The organism is Chryseobacterium salipaludis (genome assembly GCF_022968825.1).
Lineage (GTDB): Bacteria > Bacteroidota > Bacteroidia > Flavobacteriales > Weeksellaceae > Kaistella > Kaistella salipaludis.
Window position 1 is genome coordinate 182018 of sequence record NZ_JALHKS010000006.1, and the last position, 15774, is coordinate 197791.

Sequence of the window (15774 nt, forward strand, 5' to 3'; positions counted from 1 at the left end):
CGGTTGGTTTTTACTTTTTAACCATAAAAAAACCTGTCCGAAAACAGGTTTTATTTTTATAAAAGTACGTACTGATTAATATCCCAACAGTTTCAAAACATCATCGGGACGTTGTTCTTCGCGGAACAGGGTGTACACAAAGTTCCCTTCCTCGTCCTTGTCGATCAGAATGTGTTTCGGCTGTGGCATCAGGCAGTGGTGAACGCCACCGTAGCCACCGATGGTTTCCTGATACGCTCCTGTGTGGAAAAAGCCGATATATAACGGTTTCGTATCACTGAACACCGGCAGGTAAATCGCATTGGTGTGCTGCTCGGAGTTATAATAATCATCGGAGTCGCAGGTAAGTCCGCCCAGGAATACGCGTTCATAGGTATCGTCCCAGCGGTTCAGCGGCAGCATAATGAAATGGCGTGAGATCGCCCAGGTGTCCGGCAGGGTCGTCATGAAGGAGGAATCAATCATATTCCACTTTTCCCGGTCATTCTGGCGTTTCTGCGAAATGATTTTATACAGATGTCCGCCGCTCTCGCCTACGGTAAAACTTCCGAATTCAGTGTAAATATTCGGTTCTTCCACGCCTTCTTCTTCACAGAACTTTTTAATCTGCGACACGATTTCATTCACCATGTACTGGTAATTATAATCGAAGTTCAGCGATGTCTTGATCGGGAAACCGCCGCCAATATTCAGAGAATCTACCTCGGGCGCAATCTTTTTTAGTCGCGCATATACGCGCAGGCATTTGTACAGTTCATTCCAGTAATACGCTGTGTCTTTGATTCCGGTATTAATAAAGAAATGCAGCATCTTCAGCCGTGCATTCGGGTGCTCTGCAATCTTCTGGCTGTAGTACGGAATAATGTCTTTATACCCGATACCTAGACGCGATGTATAAAATTCAAATTTAGGTTCTTCCTCGGAAGCAATGCGGATTCCGATATTGAAGGTCGTGTCAATACTTTCGGTCAGCTTATCGAGTTCACGGTAATTATCCAGAATCGGGGTAATATTGTGGAACCCATCATTAATCAAATCTGAAATCTTCGCGAGATAGTCATCTGTTTTAAAGCCATTGCAAATGACTTCCACCGATTTATCGTATTTGCCTTTCTCATACAAGGCTTTCACGATATCCATGTCATAAGCGGACGAAGTTTCGATGGAAATATCGTTTTTCAGCGCCTCTTCCAGCACAAAAGCAAAATGACTGGACTTGGTACAATAACAATAGCGGTATTCTTTCTTATAATCATTCAGTTCAAAAGCTTCCTTAAACCAAGCTTTCGCGCGTTGAATGTTGGCGGAAATTTTAGGCAGGTAATTAAATTTCAGCGGAGTTCCAAACTGCTCCACCACATCCATCAGCGGAATATCGTGAAACTGCAGATTATTTTCAGACACATTAAATTCTTCGGTCGGAAAATACAGCGTTTGGTCAATCAGCTCTGAATATTTAATCTTCATATCAATACAAAAAGTTACGTAATTAAAGGTGCAAAGTTGGTGAAAAAAGTTGGCTTTTTCTTTTAAAGTTCCGTTAAAATATCCCGTGCCGCCGGATGTGCCACAAAAATAATGAGGCTGCCCTGCTGATATGAAACCTCCACTTGCTTGTCGACCGCCCGGTTCCGGGTACCGATGCGGGAGGTAAGATTAAGATCTTCACCAAACAGGGGCCACTCCAGGCCGGTGCTGACCACATATTTCGCTTCCGGAAAAGGATACAGTGAGATCATCTGACCCGGCTCTGTATCCAAAACGGTATGGTGCGCAGCAAAGAAGTACCGGGCATATTCATCAAAAAAAGTGATGTTGATGTCCTTTTGAAACTGAGACGCCACCGTGAGGTTTCCCAGAAAATGATCCATTTCACCGCCGCTGCCGCCGTACACCGAAACTTCGGTACAGTCTTTCGCTGCCAGAATTTCCAAAGCTTTGCAAAAGTCTGTTTTGTCCTGATCGGGTGTGGGCAGAATTTCAAAACCATATTCAGCAGACAAGGCCGCTACTTCCTCCTGTGCCGCTTGTGAATCAAAATCGCCGGAAACAAAATTCAGTTTCGAAAAATTAAATCCGGCAGATTTTAAATAATCAAAAGCACCATCGGAGCAGGCCACGACATCAAATGCATCAGCGTCAGGAAGTCGCGCCGGCGGAACACCGTTGATAAACAGCAGCGCCTTTTTAGCGGTCATTGGGATTCCAGTATTCTTCGTTTTCGCCGGTTTCTTTTGACACATAGCGCGCCAGCACAAAAAGGTAATCGGATAATCGGTTCAGGTATTTAATCAGTTCCGGACGCACTTCCTCATTTTCCGCCAGAAAGACCAGGCTGCGTTCGGCGCGCCGGCATACCGTTCGGCACACATGCAGCGCTGTGGCACTTTCGCCACCGCCCGGTAAAATAAAGTATTGCAAAGGCGCCAGTTCTTCTTCCCAGGCGTCCATCCATTGTTCCAGTGCCGTGATGTCTTCCTCCGTAATCATCAGCGGCAGCCGTGATTTACCATTGGCCAGCGTTAGTTTATCAGCAGGTGTCGCGGTTTCCGAGCCCAGCGTAAATAAGTTAAACTGTATTTTTTTAAGCTGGTCAATAACTTCCTCCTTCCGGATACGGCTTTTGGCCACACCAATAAAGGAATTCAGTTCATCGACCGTTCCGTAGGCTTCCACGCGCGCAGACGCTTTCGATACACGCGTTCCGCCGAAAAGGGCGGTTTGTCCACTATCGCCGGTCTTGGTATATATCTTCATAAAATACTTTTTTAAGATGTTCCGTAAAATTACTTAAAATCTTCCACGTCGTCCAGTTGCTCGATAATGACAGTCCAAAGCGGGCGATTATATCTGCGAAAGAAGTTGATATGGCCAATGCTCCCGCGCGGCGAATCAGCTGATTTCAGCGTGATAAACGAAGGCCGAAGATGGGGGAATGTTTTGGTCAGCAAACTATGAATACCCTGGTCTGTAATCCAGTGATCGTCATCCGCATCAATCACTGCGACAGGCTGGTGGAGCTGCTGCGCGACGGAAACAGCCTGCTTTTTGAACAGCTGCCGCGTCGAGTTTTTATTTAAAATTAAAGTGCGCCAGTCGCGTGCTACCTTTTTCGGTAAATTATTTCCCAGCCCGAAGAATCTTGCCGGGAAATAACCCATTAAAGCTGTGGTAAGGGGAACAGCCAAACCAAAACCGAGCAAAGCACTGAGGGCTACCATGGGTTTTAAATAGCCAAGGTATGCGTCCTGTGTCGCAACGAAAATAAATTTCTCAAATATAAGCGAGTCCCCATTTAAACCTAATATAAGCGCACCCACCGAATGCCCCAAACAGAACTTACGGTGATGCGGAAATTCCTGTGTTACAAAACGGGTAATTGCAGAAAAATCATTACTACCCCAGCTTCGCATGCTGGCTGAAGACTGACGCAGTTTCCCGCCGGCGGAAAGGCCGATGCCCTGATAATCATATGTGATGGCGGTAAAGCCATTCTGTGAAAGAACACCCGCCAAGCCAAAATACAGCTGCTGACGAACGCCCGTCGCAGAGTTAATAACCAACAGTTTATTATTGCTAACTTCGGGATGAAAGACATGCAGGGAAATACGGCCACCATTTTCGGTGGACAACTGATGGCAGACGGGTGGTGTTATAATTTCTTCAGAATATCTCAATCCGGCAGGACATCTTTCAGGTAAGGCAGTCCGCGCTGGGAGCCGCGGTTCTCTGTTACTTTCAGCGATACATCGTTCCCGAATTTCACACAATCGTCGATGGAATTACCATGGCACCAGGCGATGGCGAATCCTGCCGTGAAAGCATCGCCCATTCCCATTTTGTGAAGGACAGAATCATGATCGTTGCGGTAATATTTCATTTCACCGCCGTTGTAATACGTAGTGGAATTGGTATCATCTCGCACGAATAAACGGTTGGCATACATACCGAGAATATCCTCCCGTGGCTGATCACCAAAAATGATAGAAAGTTCACTGCTTTTCGCTACAATAAAGGCCGCCTGTTCCAGAACGAGTGGCGAAAGGTGGCGCGCCGGTGAAGCATAGACACCCAATTTTTTATTATATTTTTTCGCCAGCTGTGCAGTGAACTCCACCACTTCCATCGGGATTTCGAGCTGGATCAAAATTAAATCTGCGGTAGCAAAAATCTTTTCAGCTTCGGCCACGTGTGCCGGCTTCAGATGTGAATTGGAAGCGGGCACCACCACAATAGAATTGACTCCTTTGGCCGCGGTCACATACGCGGTACCGGTAGCCGCTTCTTCAATTTCCACGACGTATCCCACGTTCACGCCTTCGTCTACCATATTGCGCATTACCTGCTGGCCGAGCGGATCCATGCCCACCGCACCGATAAAATACACACTGGCACCAAGCCTCGCGGAAGCTACGGCCTGATTGGCACCTTTGCCACCGAAAAAGCTTTCGGACTGCACTGCCATCACGGTTTCATTGGGTTGCGGCAATGTTTCGGTATTCAGCACCAAATCAATGGATGAGCTGCCAATCACCAGAATTTTCGGGGATTCACTTGTAATTTTCATCAGACAGACAACTGTTATTTAAAATTCAGCAGGTATTCTTTATACAATTTCAATAAATTCAGAAATCACTTTGACCGGTATTCCGTTCGCATCTGTACCAAAGTACGTGGCATAAAAGCCTTCTCCGTATCCGGTTTCAAAAGCAAATATATCAGCATGGGCATCTTTACCCGGCTGCAGCACGGCATATTGATTCACCGCGCCATCTTCCTGGAAAAAATGTTTGTGGAAAAACTCTTCGTACAATCCCATAAATTTATCGCCCTTCTGCTGAAACAATTGTTGTTCCAACGTGCTCAGCGCGGCCTGCGCCTCAGCGTCCATCAAACAGCCCATGCCGCTGTCCACAGGGTACCCGAAGATTTCCCCCTCGATCAGGTCCTTGAGATGCTGACCTTCGCAACGCGCCATTTCCCAATGGGCAACAGCAGTTTCACTGAACACCAGTTCCACATACGCGATGCAGTTGCTCTCTCTTTCCTTATGCACGAAAAGCGGCCAGGAACCGGCAGGAAACTGCATCAGAAAGGCAGGCATATCTGCCGTAATCAGCGGATCGCAGGCAACCAGCCGGCCTGAAGTGAGTCTCAGTTCTCCGGCAGAAAAAGTTTCAATCAGCGGATGTTCGACAAAGCTTTTGCTGAACAGCGCACTTATGTTTTCAATATGTTTCATGACAGGGATGCCAGTTTTTCCTGCAGCAGCGCCAGTTTATCATTGGCGTCTTTCTGTTTTTTCAGTTCGTTATCTACTACCTGCTGCGGAGCGCCGGCCATGAATTTCTCATTGCTCAGTTTTTTCTCAACAGAAACAAGGAAGCCGCGCAAATACGCAATCTCTTCTTCAGTACGCTTCTTCTCGCCTTCAAGATCCAGGTTTTCACTCAGCGGAACTGACACTTCTGTGGAGCCCACGAGGAAGGAATAGGTTGGCTTATCGGTTTTTTCATTAAAATGAATAACGGAGATATTTGCCAGACGTGTAATCAACTCCTCATTTTCGAAAGCCTGCGCGTTGGTGAACACCTCTACGCTTTCACGCGGTGAAACGCCTTTGCTCTGACGGTAATTCCGGATGCCGGACACCAGTTCCTTGGTCGTTTCAAAGTTTTTAATCACATTGGTATCAAAATCTGTTACCTGTGGTTGCTGTGCAATGACCAGGGCTTCCTCCGGCGTACGTTTGGCGATGTGCTGCCACAATTCCTCGGACAGGAACGGCATGAACGGATGCAGAAGTTTCATTAGCTCCTCAAAGTAAGCAACCGTCTGAACATACACCGCTGCGGAAATAGCCATTCCGTAGGCCGGCTTAATCGCTTCCAGATACCAGGAACAGAAATCATCCCAAATGAGTTTATACAGAATATGCAATGCATCGGAAATACGGAACTTCTCGAACTGATCTGCCATATCAGCCACGGCTTTATCCAGCTGATTTCCGAACCAGGAGATCGCCTGCCGGTCAGCAGCGGTTTCGTCGATAGCGGCATCTGTTTTCCAGCCCTGCATCAGGCGGCTCGCATTCCAGATTTTGGTCGCAAAGTTCCGGCCCTGCAGCATCAGATCTTCATCGAACAATAAATCGTTTCCGGCCGCAGCACTTAGGAGAATGCCGACGCGGACGCCATCAGCACCATATTTTTCAATCAGTTCAATGGGGTCCGGTGAGTTGCCCAAAGATTTGGACATTTTGCGGCGCTGCTTATCACGCACAATTCCGGTGAAATATACATTTTTGAAAGGCACTTCCTGGCGGTATTCCAGGCCGGCCATGATCATACGTGCTACCCAGAAGAAAATAATATCCGGACCGGTAACCAGATCCGAGGTCGGATAATAATAGTCAATTTCAGGATTATTCTTATCCTGCAGCCCGTTAAATACAGACATGGGCCACAGCCAGGAAGAGAACCAGGTATCCAGCGCGTCTTCATCCTGACGAAGGTCAGCTGGCTGCAAACTACTGTTGCCTGATTTCGTGCGGGCGAGTGATAATGCTTCTTCCGCCGTTTCTGCGACCACAAAATCATCATCGCCGGTGCCGAAATAATAAGCAGGAATCTGCTGTCCCCACCAAAGCTGGCGGGAAATATTCCAGTCGCGGATGTTTTCCATCCAGTGGCGATAGGTGTTTTTAAATTTCTCGGGGTGGAACTTTATTTCATCGTTCATCACCACATCCAGCGCGGGTTTGGCGATTTCACTCATTTTCAGGAACCACTGTACTGATACTTTTGGTTCAATAACAGCGCCTGTCCGCTCTGAAGTTCCTACTTTATTTACGTAATCTTCTGCCTTCAACAAAAGTCCTTTCTCTTCCAGTTCTTTAGCCAAAGCCTTTCGCACCTCAAAGCGATTTTTGCCGGCGTAATGCAATCCGTGCTCATTCAGATTGCCCTCGTCATCCAGGGAATCAATCATGGCCAAGTGATGGCGCTGACCGATTTCGTAGTCATTGGTGTCGTGCGCGGGTGTGATTTTCAGGGCGCCGGTTCCGAATTCCATGTCCACATAATCATCCTCAATCACCGGAATGGTACGGTTAACGACCGGCACAATTACGTTTTTGCCTTTTAAGTGTGCATAGCGCTCATCGTTTGGATTGACGCACACAGCCGTATCCCCAAAAATGGTTTCCGGACGTGTGGTCGCTACGGTCAGATATTCGTCGGTATTTTCAACCTGATATTTTAAATAATAGAGTTTGCCGTTCTGTTCCTTAAAGATAACTTCTTCATCAGAAATGTTGGTTTTGGCTTCCGGGTCCCAGTTCACCATCCGGTAGCCGCGGTAAATAAGGCCTTTATTATACAAATCAACAAAAGAACGGATAACCTGCGCAGACATTTCAGGCTCCATCGTGAAACGCGTACGGTCCCAGTCGCAGGAGCAGCCCAGCTTTTTCAATTGTTCCAGGATGGTACCGCCGTATTGCTCGGTCCAGTCCCAGGCATGCTTCAAGAATTCATCACGGGTGAGGTCAGTTTTGCGGATGCCCTGCTCTTTCAGTTTTGCTACCACTTTCGCTTCGGTTGCAATGGACGCGTGATCGGTTCCCGGCACCCAGCAGGCATTGTATCCCTGCATTCTGGCACGGCGCACGAGAATATCCTGAATGGTATTGTTCAACATGTGGCCCATGTGAAGAATACCGGTTACGTTAGGCGGCGGAATTACGATGGTATAGGGCGGACGCTCATCCGGCACTGAGTGAAAATATCCCTGTGCGAGCCAGTAACTGTACCATTTGTGTTCTGTGTCGCGCGGGGAGTATTTGTCTGAAATCTGCATTATAAAGTTTCTTTGGCTGTCAAGCGACAAAAATAGTCAAATAAAAAAACAAGTCTGCTACCAAAAAATTATTTTTAACTTTGCTTCCTATTAATTGTCAAAGCACAAGAAAAAAACCATTATGAAAAATTTATTTGCCGGTGTGCTGGCTTTTGCTTCTGTAGCATTCGCGTCTGCACAAACGATTTCTTTTGATAAAACTACGGCAGACTACGGAACTGTTAAAGCAGGTGCCGATGGCCACCAGGTTTTTACCGTTAAAAATACAGGCACCAAGCCGCTGATTATTTCCAAAGTGCAGGCTTCCTGCGGATGCACCATTCCGGAGTGGAACCAGGAACCGATTATGCCGGGGAAAAACGGCCAGATTAAAGTATTATATGATACAAGAATCATGGGGCCTTTCACCAAAATTATTGAAGTGTATTCCAACGACCCGGAGAACAGCCGTGCGGTCATCAATATTAAAGGGGTGGTAGCGCCGGAAACCGCCGCAACAGCAGCCGAAGTGAAAGCTGAAGCAGCACCTGCAGCCATGAAAGCACGCAAAAATGCAGCAAGAAAATAAGACTGCTTTATGACAACTTTAAAATCATTCCCGAAACGGAATGATTTTTTTATTTTAGTAAAGAAATGAAATCTATGTCTGTTCCTGATTTTCCAACGCTGTTCACTGCGCCGGCTTCGCCTGTTCTCTCCGATTTACCGACTTCGTATGAAGGCCTCATGAATAAGCAGGAGGGTAAGCAGCTGCTTGCCGATCAGCAAAAACTTCTGCGCGAATGGCAGGAAAAATTGTACAGCGAAGGAAGACAGTCGCTGCTCATTATTCTGCAGGCAATGGATGCCGGTGGAAAAGATTCGCTGATTGAACATGTCTTTGGCGGCGTGAATCCCCAGGGCTGCGAAGTCACCAGTTTTAAGGTGCCGTCAGAGAAGGAATATAAACATGATTTCCTGTGGCGTCATGCCGTGGCGCTACCGGAAAAAGGGAAGATTGGCATCTTTAACCGAAGTTATTACGAAAACGTACTGGTTTGCAAAGTCCATCCGGAACTAAACCTGAAGGAAAAAACCTGGGGCAGCACAGATGACTTTACCGATGATTTCTGGAAGGCGCGGTATGAAAGCATCCGCAATTTCGAGAAACACCTGACAGCAAACGGGACCACTATTATTAAGTTCTTCCTGCATATTTCCAAAGACGAACAAAAAGAACGATTTCTGAAACGGCTGAACCGTGAAGACAAACACTGGAAATTTGAAGCAGGTGACCTAAAGGAAAGAACCTTCTGGGCTGAATACAGGGATGCGTACGAAACCGCCATTGGCCAAACCCATACATCGCAAGCACCGTGGTATATTTTGCCGGCCGACCAAAAATGGTTGGCACGCGCGGCGGCTATTCAAATTATCGTAAAAACGCTGGAGCGGATGAATCCGCAATATCCCGGACCGGTAGATCCGGACCTGTTAGCAAAAGCCAAAGACACGCTGGAACATGAGTAAAAACCTGCCGGTGTGGAAAGCGGTTCTGCTGACGGTTATTTATCAGCTCACCACGATTATCCTGGATGCGCCTTCGTATTTCATTGCTGCCTATCGTGAAAATCCTGCGGGAAGTTATGTGATTCTCCTGTTGCAATTGCTGCTGTATGTATTGCTGTACGGAAGTTGGTGCCTGTATATAATCCGGCAAACGCGTTTTCAGCTTGGATATGAATCAGGGATTAAGCTGAAACTCATTCCGCTTATTTTCGTGATATTTATGGGGTTTCATCTGTTTTCTAAACCCTTCTTTTATCTGTATGAATATATCCGGACGGCGGGCAAAACGAAATTCGGGTATTTTCCCGGCTCCTGGGAAGCGGTTTTTACGATACAGAATGTTCCCTATATGCTCAGTCTGATTATCGTGGCACCGCTGGTGGAAGAATTATTTTTCCGAAGGCTTTTATTAAAAGGATTAAGGCAGAAATACGGCGCCACCGCAGCTTTGCTGATTTCCTCGCTGTTGTTCTGCAGCATTCACTGGCCGGATTACAATAACCTGCTGCCCACCTTTACCATGGGCCTGGTGGCCGGTTTGATTTACCTTTGGAGTGAAAAGATTCTGTATTCCATCCTGTTTCATTTCTTCCTGAACAGTGTTTATTTCTATCTGGCGTATTCGGAATGGGGCGGGAAATATCATCTTTATTTCTCTAAACATGCACTGGACCCAATATTCTGGTTGTCGGCCTTCGCAGGATTATTGTTGCTGACCGCAGGGCTGCTGACCTTCCGGAGGCTAATGGCAGCAAAGCATAGATATCATTAAAAAGAAACCACAGGAAGCGCTGTAAGCCGGATTCTGTAGGCCGGCCGGAGCCGGTTGCCTGTCATTTATCTGCCCCCGTTGTTACCAACGGGATGTAGCTGCTTACCCCTCGGTTTTTGGAGCGAGCCACTCCTAGCCCGGCGAACCGGGCAGTCCGATATACTTAGCATTGCACCGCAAAGAGTTTACCTGATTTCACTATAACTTAATATACATCCTTTCTGTTGCACTGGTCCTCTCCGCCTCAAGGACGCGGATGACGGGTGTTACCCGCTTTGCTGCTCTGTGGTGTCCGGACTTTCCTCCCTTTGCTGAGGCAAAGAGCGACAAGCCACGCTTCCTGTGGGTTGCAAAGATACAGAAACAGCCAGAACAGCCCGGCAATTTTTGGAAAGCATTTTGCACAGATACCAGTCTTTATTCTTAAAGAAACAACCTTTATATGGATTATTTTGAAATTGTTCTATCCGTCCTGGAGAAATGGTATCACGGCCTGGCACGTGCAACGCCGCGGCTGACGGTGGGGATTGCCGTGTTTGTGCTGATCCTGCTGATGAGCAATTACCTGAGTAAAATCGCAGTGAAAGTTTTCCACCGCTTTTTTCCGAAGAGCAAAGGCACCTCCTTTATGACGCTGGTGAATATTTTCCGGTTTCTGATTATTCTGGGGGCTGCTTTTATTTCGTTTGAAATTATGGGCCTTGGCGGTTTTGTGATGAAGTTCCTGGGAAGTTTGGGTGTGGCCGGGGTGATTGCCGGGGTGGCTTTGAAAGATTTGGTTTCCTCAATGTTTTCCGGCGCACTGATTGGCATTGATAAAGCTTTTACCCGGGGGGATTATGTAACCATCCAAAACGTGTCGGGTGTAGTGGAAGACATCGGTTTTTTAACCACCAAAATCATCACCGATGAAGGCAAAAAAGTGTACATGCCCAATCAGCTTATTTTCAGCGCACCGTTTGTGAACTTTACCGCGAGTGACCAGCGAAAAGTCTTTTTAGCCTTACAGGTTTCAAATGAACAGGACCTGGAAAAAACCCAACGGGTGCTGCTGGAAGAAATACAAACACTTCCCTTTGTCGAAAATACGCAGAAAGCAGAAGTAATTGTTTTAAAACAAAGTTTCGGCATCTTTTATCTGGAAGCCCGCTTTGATATGAAAACCGGCGAAGATATTATGCTCGTGCGCAGTGAAGCGTTGATGCGGCTTAAGAAAAAACTGGAAGAGGCCGGAATTCAGCTGGCGACCCAGTCGCAACTGGAAGCCTGTGCCACCGGTAATACCTGACAATAAAAAGCCGTCAGCATTAAAAAATGTGACGGCTTTTGTTTATTTTAAATCAGCTGTTATTTTTGCTCAGCCAATACTTCTTTTACTTTGTTAGCAGCTTCTTCCAAGGTGATAGCAGAATGCACCGGCAGACCTGAATTGTCGATCAGTTGCTTGGCTTCTACGGCATTGGTTCCCTGCAGGCGCACGATCAACGGCACAGGCAGACTGCCCATTGCTTTGTAAGCGTCCACTACACCTTGTGCAACACGGTCGCAACGAACGATACCACCAAAGATGTTGATCAGAATTGCTTTCACGTTTGGATCTTTCAGGATGATACCAAAAGCTTTCTGTACACGTTCTGCATCGGCCGTACCTCCCACGTCCAGGAAGTTGGCAGGATTTCCGCCGGATAATTTAATGATATCCATGGTCGCCATTGCAAGACCGGCACCGTTTACCATACAGGCTACGTCGCCATCCAGTTTCACAAAGTTCAGTCCGGCTTCACCTGCTTCCACATCAGTTGGATCTTCTTCGCGGGTATCGCGCAGTTCAGCCAGGTCCTTATGACGGAACAAAGCATTGTCATCCAAAGATACTTTAGCATCTACCGCGATAATTCGGTTATCGGAAGTTTTCAGAACCGGGTTGATTTCAAACAGAGAAGCATCAATTCCCACGTATGCGTTGTACAAATTGGTGATGAATTTCACGAAGTCTTTGAAAGCAGCCCCTTCCAGTCCCAGATTGAAAGCAATCTTACGCGCCTGGAAACCCTGAAGGCCTACAGCAGGATCGATTACTTCGTTATGAATCAAATGCGGGGTTACTTCGGCCACATGCTCAATATCCATTCCGCCTTCGGTAGAATAAACGATCATGTTTTTGCCCTGCGCACGATCCAACAGGATAGAAACGTAATACTCCTTGGTTTCGGATTCTCCCGGATAATAAACATCTTCAGCCACGAGCACGAAGTTCACTTTTTTACCTTCGGCAGACGTTTGCGGTGTTACCAGCTGCATACCGATGATGTTTTGTGCGTTTTCCTTCAGTTTGTCCATGTTCGGGGAGAATTTAACGCCTCCTCCTTTACCACGGCCACCCGCGTGTACCTGTGCTTTCACCACCCAGCCTTCGTTGCCGTTCAGTTCCGTCAGCTTTTTGGCAGCTTCTACAGCTTCCTCCACATTATTTGCTACAAAACCTCTCTGGATGTTCACACCGTATTTGGATAAAATTTCTTTCGATTGGTACTCGTGAAGATTCATAATATTTTAATTAGTTATTTTTTAAAATTCTAAAACTCCGACAAATTTAAGAAAATTTGAACAGATACGCCGGGCGCTTATTTTAAAATTTAAAGCCGGAAAAAAGTCGGCCCGCGGAATTTTATATCGTGAAGGCAAGGGTACTTAATGACAACCGTACCGCGCTGTCCTGTAATTCAGACCGGCCTCTTTAATTACAGCGGGAAAACGATGAGGGTGCTTGCGCTATTCTTTAAAAACATTGTTTTAATCGGAAGAAAAAAGCTGAAAATCCCAGTAAAACCAGCGTATCAGGAAGTTTTAAAGAGAAGTACTTTTAAAACTGATCAATACAATAAAAAAGGACCGGTACCAGACCGATCCTTTTCTACAATATCATATTGATTATACCTTACTTCACGTTGAATTTTCCTTTCATCATGGAATAGTGACCCGGGAAAGAGCACATGAAATCATAAGAGCCTTTGGCCGGAGCCTGGAAGGTAATGGTATCACTCTCGCCGCCGCCAATCAATTTGGTGTGTGCAATGATGTTGCTGTCGCCTTCCGGAATATAACCGGTTTCGCGGGCTTTTGCTGATTCTTCCTCGAACTTGTCCAGGTCGGTTCCGTTTTTCAGTAAAACGAAGTTGTGCCCCATGGATTCTTTCGGCATGGTACCGGTGTGGTTCAGCGTCAGTACCACCGTCTGCCCTTCATACACATCGATTTGTGACAGGTCATACTGCATCTTATCGTTGGAGTTCAGGGTAATGTTAATGGTATCCTGTTTGGCTGCTTCAGGTGTTTCCGTTTCCATCGGCGTTTCTGTTCCGGCCGGAGTATCTGTTACTACTTCGTTTTGCTCTGTTTTACTACAGGAAACGAGCAAGGCTCCACTTAGAGTCAAGACCGCGAGGGCGCTTTTCAATTTAGAATATTTCATAAAATTTGATTTTCCGAAAGTTACGAAATCCTACAGGGAATGTCAAGGGTGGTACGGCTGATCTTCGTCAGGAACTCTTATTTTTCTTATAATTTATGTATCACGATGACTCACACCGGATTCTTTTTTTCATAAAAGGTCGTGGCGATGCCGGCTAAAATCACGGCACTGCCGGCCACCTGAATTGGCGTGATGATTTCGTCCACGAAAATGGTGGCAAGCACGGCGGCAAAAATGGCCTGGCTCAGCAAACTCAGGGAAACGCGGGTGGCGCGCATCCGCTGGGTAGCATAGGAAATCAGCAACCAGGCGATGAGCTGACAGACGACGCCCTGCACGAGCAGGGAAATCCAGCCCTGCTGACTGAAGCCGTGCAGCGGCGCACCGGAAATCAGGCAGACCAGCAACAGGAAGAAGGTACTGCAGAGCATGCTGACACTGATAAAACTGATGACCGGCAGCTGTTCCAGTACGCGCTTGCTCGCCAGAATATACAGCGCATACAGCAAGCCGGATAAGAGGGCCAGAAAAAAAGCTGCATCCAGCCGCAGTTCCGTAATGGTTTCCGTACCCACAAAAATCACCATGCCGGCAACGGCAATAGCAGTGCCGAGCCAGAAACTTTTGCGCGGCCGGTAGTTCAAAAAGAAGAATGAGATCACGCCCACCCAGATGGGCGACAGGTTGGTGAGCAGCGTAGCCTGGGTAGCCGAAGAATGCTGAATGGCAATATTCCAGACGGCAATATCTGCAGCAAAGAGCACACCGCAGAGGGCAATCATCGGCAGCCAGCGGCGTAGGTCAAATTTCAGGTGGCCGGTCCAGAGCGCGACCGGAAGCAGAAGCGCACTGGCAATCGCCATCCGGTAAAAAGCGGAAGTAAGCGCCGGGGTGAGCGCCATGCGCACAATCACCGGAAAGATCGAAATACAAAGGATGCCCAGGAAGAGGGCGAGCCGCGGTTTGGTCATGACGGATGGAATGGATTTACACAGGTGCAAATTTATTTGAAATATTTTGAAGAGTTGGTGGCGATATTTTGCGGCTGAACGAATTATATGCTTTCGAGGAAGAGAAATATTTTTGCCAAGGGTGCTTTATCATGTCAGGAACATAGTTTCACAGATGTTTATAAACGCTTATTAGGTGATAGATTACTCGTAAATAATGACTTATGTTTTTTTTCTATATCTGTGCGTATTGCGTATATTTGAGAGTTATCTGCAAGACTATGACAAACTACGTCCAGAAAACACTTATCGCACATATATTTGGTTTTCTAACTTTAATTTTGACACATATTATTTGGTCAATAATTGTTTATGGAAATGCTTCAAGCGGAGATACTGGAATAATAATTATTTGGGCAGGAATTTTTCTGACTATTTTTTATTTAATATTCGTTTTAATTCCCAAAAGAATTATTGAAAAATTAAGTGTAAAAATGAATTTAATTGGTTTTTCCTTTTCCTTTGCATTATATTCGTTAATAGGATTTATAATATTAATTGGTTGGATTTTTCTTAATTCTTCATTTAGCGGAGTTTTTTTTGATGCATTTTTTTATGGATTAACTTTTGGATTTACATTTTATACTCTAAATATTAATAAAAGAAAAATAAATTTTAAAGGCTTTATAACCATTTTTTCAATTCCTATATTTCTGTTCTTATTTTATATAATGCTTTTACCTAGAATTTTTCCTTCGTTTGCATTCAAAATTGTTCCGAAGGAAACTAAAGATGAAATTGTAAAAAAAACTTTACCTAAATTTAAAAAAGGCGATGATTTTAATGATTTAGAAAAAGCTCTTCCTGGATATTTCAATAGTATCAATTGTAATTTTTCAACAAATTCTTTAATGAAAGACTTTCAATATACTTTGGTTGTGGAAAATTGTAAAATTACTAAAATCGAATATGGACCAAGAAAAGATGATAATGGAATAACGGAAATGGTTGTGGAAGAATCGATTGAAAAAAAATAGTCCTGCAGATAACATTGGTAACCGTTGCACAACTCCACATTTTCAGTAATTTTCAAAGTAAAAGCATAAAAAACGACCTCCTTTAAAGCGATTTAAGGGAGGTTTCTATTTTTGCCGGGCAAAGAGAGTTCAGAT

At 45.8% G+C, this 15774-nt stretch carries 15 protein-coding genes and 1 other RNA gene; 5 read left to right on the top strand and 11 right to left on the bottom strand.

The genetic code is table 11. The features are described 5' to 3' along the window. Positions 1–75: 75 nt before the first annotated feature. The 7 genes from MVI27_RS10775 to MVI27_RS10805 all read right to left on the bottom strand — a co-directional run bounded on the left by MVI27_RS10775 (position 76) and on the right by MVI27_RS10805 (position 7860). Positions 76–1467 (bottom strand): type III PLP-dependent enzyme domain-containing protein, encoded by a 1392-nt coding sequence (locus MVI27_RS10775; protein WP_246961700.1) that lies wholly within the window; start codon positions 1465–1467, stop codon positions 76–78. Between the two features lie 62 nt (positions 1468–1529). Next, positions 1530–2198 carry a thiamine diphosphokinase gene (locus tag MVI27_RS10780; protein ID WP_246961702.1) on the bottom strand — a complete coding sequence of 223 codons (669 nt, stop codon included), beginning with the start codon at positions 2196–2198 and terminating at the stop codon, positions 1530–1532. Then, positions 2188–2757: a cob(I)yrinic acid a,c-diamide adenosyltransferase gene (locus MVI27_RS10785; RefSeq protein WP_246961704.1), complete on the bottom strand. Its 570-nt coding sequence runs from the start codon at positions 2755–2757 to the stop codon at positions 2188–2190. The genes MVI27_RS10780 and MVI27_RS10785 overlap by 11 nt, the downstream gene beginning before the upstream one ends. 29 nt (positions 2758–2786) lie before the next feature. Continuing rightward, positions 2787–3677 carry an alpha/beta hydrolase family protein gene (locus MVI27_RS10790; protein WP_246961706.1) on the bottom strand — a complete coding sequence of 297 codons (891 nt, stop codon included), beginning with the start codon at positions 3675–3677 and terminating at the stop codon, positions 2787–2789. Further along, positions 3674–4567, bottom strand: a complete 894-nt coding sequence (locus tag MVI27_RS10795; protein ID WP_246961707.1) for a ribokinase — start codon at positions 4565–4567, stop codon at positions 3674–3676. The genes MVI27_RS10790 and MVI27_RS10795 overlap by 4 nt, the downstream gene beginning before the upstream one ends. Positions 4568–4606: 39 nt before the next feature. Beyond that, positions 4607–5242, bottom strand: a complete 636-nt coding sequence (locus MVI27_RS10800) for a DUF4241 domain-containing protein (protein WP_246961709.1) — start codon at positions 5240–5242, stop codon at positions 4607–4609. Continuing rightward, on the bottom strand, positions 5239–7860 hold the full coding sequence (locus MVI27_RS10805; protein ID WP_246961711.1) for a valine--tRNA ligase: 2622 nt from the start codon (positions 7858–7860) through the stop codon (positions 5239–5241). The genes MVI27_RS10800 and MVI27_RS10805 overlap by 4 nt, the downstream gene beginning before the upstream one ends. Positions 7861–7981: 121 nt before the next feature. Here MVI27_RS10805 and MVI27_RS10810 point away from each other — a divergent pair, with 121 nt between their 5' ends. The 3 genes from MVI27_RS10810 (at position 7982) to MVI27_RS10820 (ending at position 10180) form a co-directional block, all read left to right on the top strand. Next, a complete protein-coding gene (locus tag MVI27_RS10810; RefSeq protein ID WP_246961712.1) occupies positions 7982–8428 on the top strand; it encodes a DUF1573 domain-containing protein in 447 nt (148 codons plus the stop codon). Between the two features lie 74 nt (positions 8429–8502). After that, positions 8503–9369 (top strand): polyphosphate kinase 2 family protein, encoded by an 867-nt coding sequence (locus MVI27_RS10815; protein ID WP_246961714.1) that lies wholly within the window; start codon positions 8503–8505, stop codon positions 9367–9369. Further along, positions 9362–10180, top strand: a complete 819-nt coding sequence (locus tag MVI27_RS10820; protein ID WP_246961716.1) for a CPBP family intramembrane glutamic endopeptidase — start codon at positions 9362–9364, stop codon at positions 10178–10180. The genes MVI27_RS10815 and MVI27_RS10820 overlap by 8 nt, the downstream gene beginning before the upstream one ends. 6 nt (positions 10181–10186) lie before the next feature. On the opposite strand, the gene rnpB is transcribed toward MVI27_RS10820, so the two are convergent. Beyond that, positions 10187–10523: RNase P RNA component class A (gene rnpB / locus MVI27_RS10825), an RNA gene on the bottom strand. 99 nt (positions 10524–10622) lie between these two features. Between rnpB and MVI27_RS10830 the strand changes: the two genes are divergently transcribed. Next, positions 10623–11468: a mechanosensitive ion channel family protein gene (locus MVI27_RS10830; RefSeq protein WP_246961718.1), complete on the top strand. Its 846-nt coding sequence runs from the start codon at positions 10623–10625 to the stop codon at positions 11466–11468. 59 nt (positions 11469–11527) lie between these two features. Here MVI27_RS10830 and sucC read toward each other — a convergent pair whose 3' ends face one another. From sucC to MVI27_RS10845, 3 genes are all read right to left on the bottom strand, one after another. Next, a complete protein-coding gene (sucC, locus tag MVI27_RS10835) occupies positions 11528–12727 on the bottom strand; it encodes an ADP-forming succinate--CoA ligase subunit beta (RefSeq protein WP_246961720.1) in 1200 nt (399 codons plus the stop codon). Positions 12728–13118: 391 nt separating this feature from the next. After that, on the bottom strand, positions 13119–13652 hold the full coding sequence (gene azu / locus MVI27_RS10840; protein WP_246961721.1) for an azurin: 534 nt from the start codon (positions 13650–13652) through the stop codon (positions 13119–13121). Positions 13653–13762: 110 nt separating this feature from the next. Then, the gene (locus MVI27_RS10845) at positions 13763–14623 is read right to left on the bottom strand and encodes a DMT family transporter (protein WP_246961723.1); all 861 of its coding nucleotides are present in this window, start codon (positions 14621–14623) and stop codon (positions 13763–13765) included. Positions 14624–14883: 260 nt separating this feature from the next. Here MVI27_RS10845 and MVI27_RS10850 point away from each other — a divergent pair, with 260 nt between their 5' ends. Next, a complete protein-coding gene (locus MVI27_RS10850) occupies positions 14884–15639 on the top strand; it encodes a hypothetical protein (protein WP_246961725.1) in 756 nt (251 codons plus the stop codon). Positions 15640–15774: the final 135 nt, after the last annotated feature.

What these genes read in the sequence shown, in the direction of transcription:
- MVI27_RS10810 (WP_246961712.1), top strand. Translation starts at nt 7,982, where the DNA reads ATGAAAAATTTATTTGCCGGTGTGCTGGCTTTTGCTTCTGTAGCATTC.
- MVI27_RS10805 (WP_246961711.1), bottom strand. Translation starts at nt 7,860, where the DNA reads ATGCAGATTTCAGACAAATACTCCCCGCGCGACACAGAACACAAATGG.
- MVI27_RS10795 (WP_246961707.1), bottom strand. Translation starts at nt 4,567, where the DNA reads ATGAAAATTACAAGTGAATCCCCGAAAATTCTGGTGATTGGCAGCTCA.
- MVI27_RS10785 (WP_246961704.1), bottom strand. Translation starts at nt 2,757, where the DNA reads ATGAAGATATATACCAAGACCGGCGATAGTGGACAAACCGCCCTTTTC.
- MVI27_RS10800 (WP_246961709.1), bottom strand. Translation starts at nt 5,242, where the DNA reads ATGAAACATATTGAAAACATAAGTGCGCTGTTCAGCAAAAGCTTTGTC.
- MVI27_RS10815 (WP_246961714.1), top strand. Translation starts at nt 8,503, where the DNA reads ATGTCTGTTCCTGATTTTCCAACGCTGTTCACTGCGCCGGCTTCGCCT.
- MVI27_RS10845 (WP_246961723.1), bottom strand. Translation starts at nt 14,623, where the DNA reads ATGACCAAACCGCGGCTCGCCCTCTTCCTGGGCATCCTTTGTATTTCG.
- MVI27_RS10820 (WP_246961716.1), top strand. Translation starts at nt 9,362, where the DNA reads ATGAGTAAAAACCTGCCGGTGTGGAAAGCGGTTCTGCTGACGGTTATT.
- MVI27_RS10830 (WP_246961718.1), top strand. Translation starts at nt 10,623, where the DNA reads ATGGATTATTTTGAAATTGTTCTATCCGTCCTGGAGAAATGGTATCAC.
- MVI27_RS10780 (WP_246961702.1), bottom strand. Translation starts at nt 2,198, where the DNA reads ATGACCGCTAAAAAGGCGCTGCTGTTTATCAACGGTGTTCCGCCGGCG.
- MVI27_RS10775 (WP_246961700.1), bottom strand. Translation starts at nt 1,467, where the DNA reads ATGAAGATTAAATATTCAGAGCTGATTGACCAAACGCTGTATTTTCCG.
- azu (WP_246961721.1), bottom strand. Translation starts at nt 13,652, where the DNA reads ATGAAATATTCTAAATTGAAAAGCGCCCTCGCGGTCTTGACTCTAAGT.
- sucC (WP_246961720.1), bottom strand. Translation starts at nt 12,727, where the DNA reads ATGAATCTTCACGAGTACCAATCGAAAGAAATTTTATCCAAATACGGT.
- MVI27_RS10850 (WP_246961725.1), top strand. Translation starts at nt 14,884, where the DNA reads ATGACAAACTACGTCCAGAAAACACTTATCGCACATATATTTGGTTTT.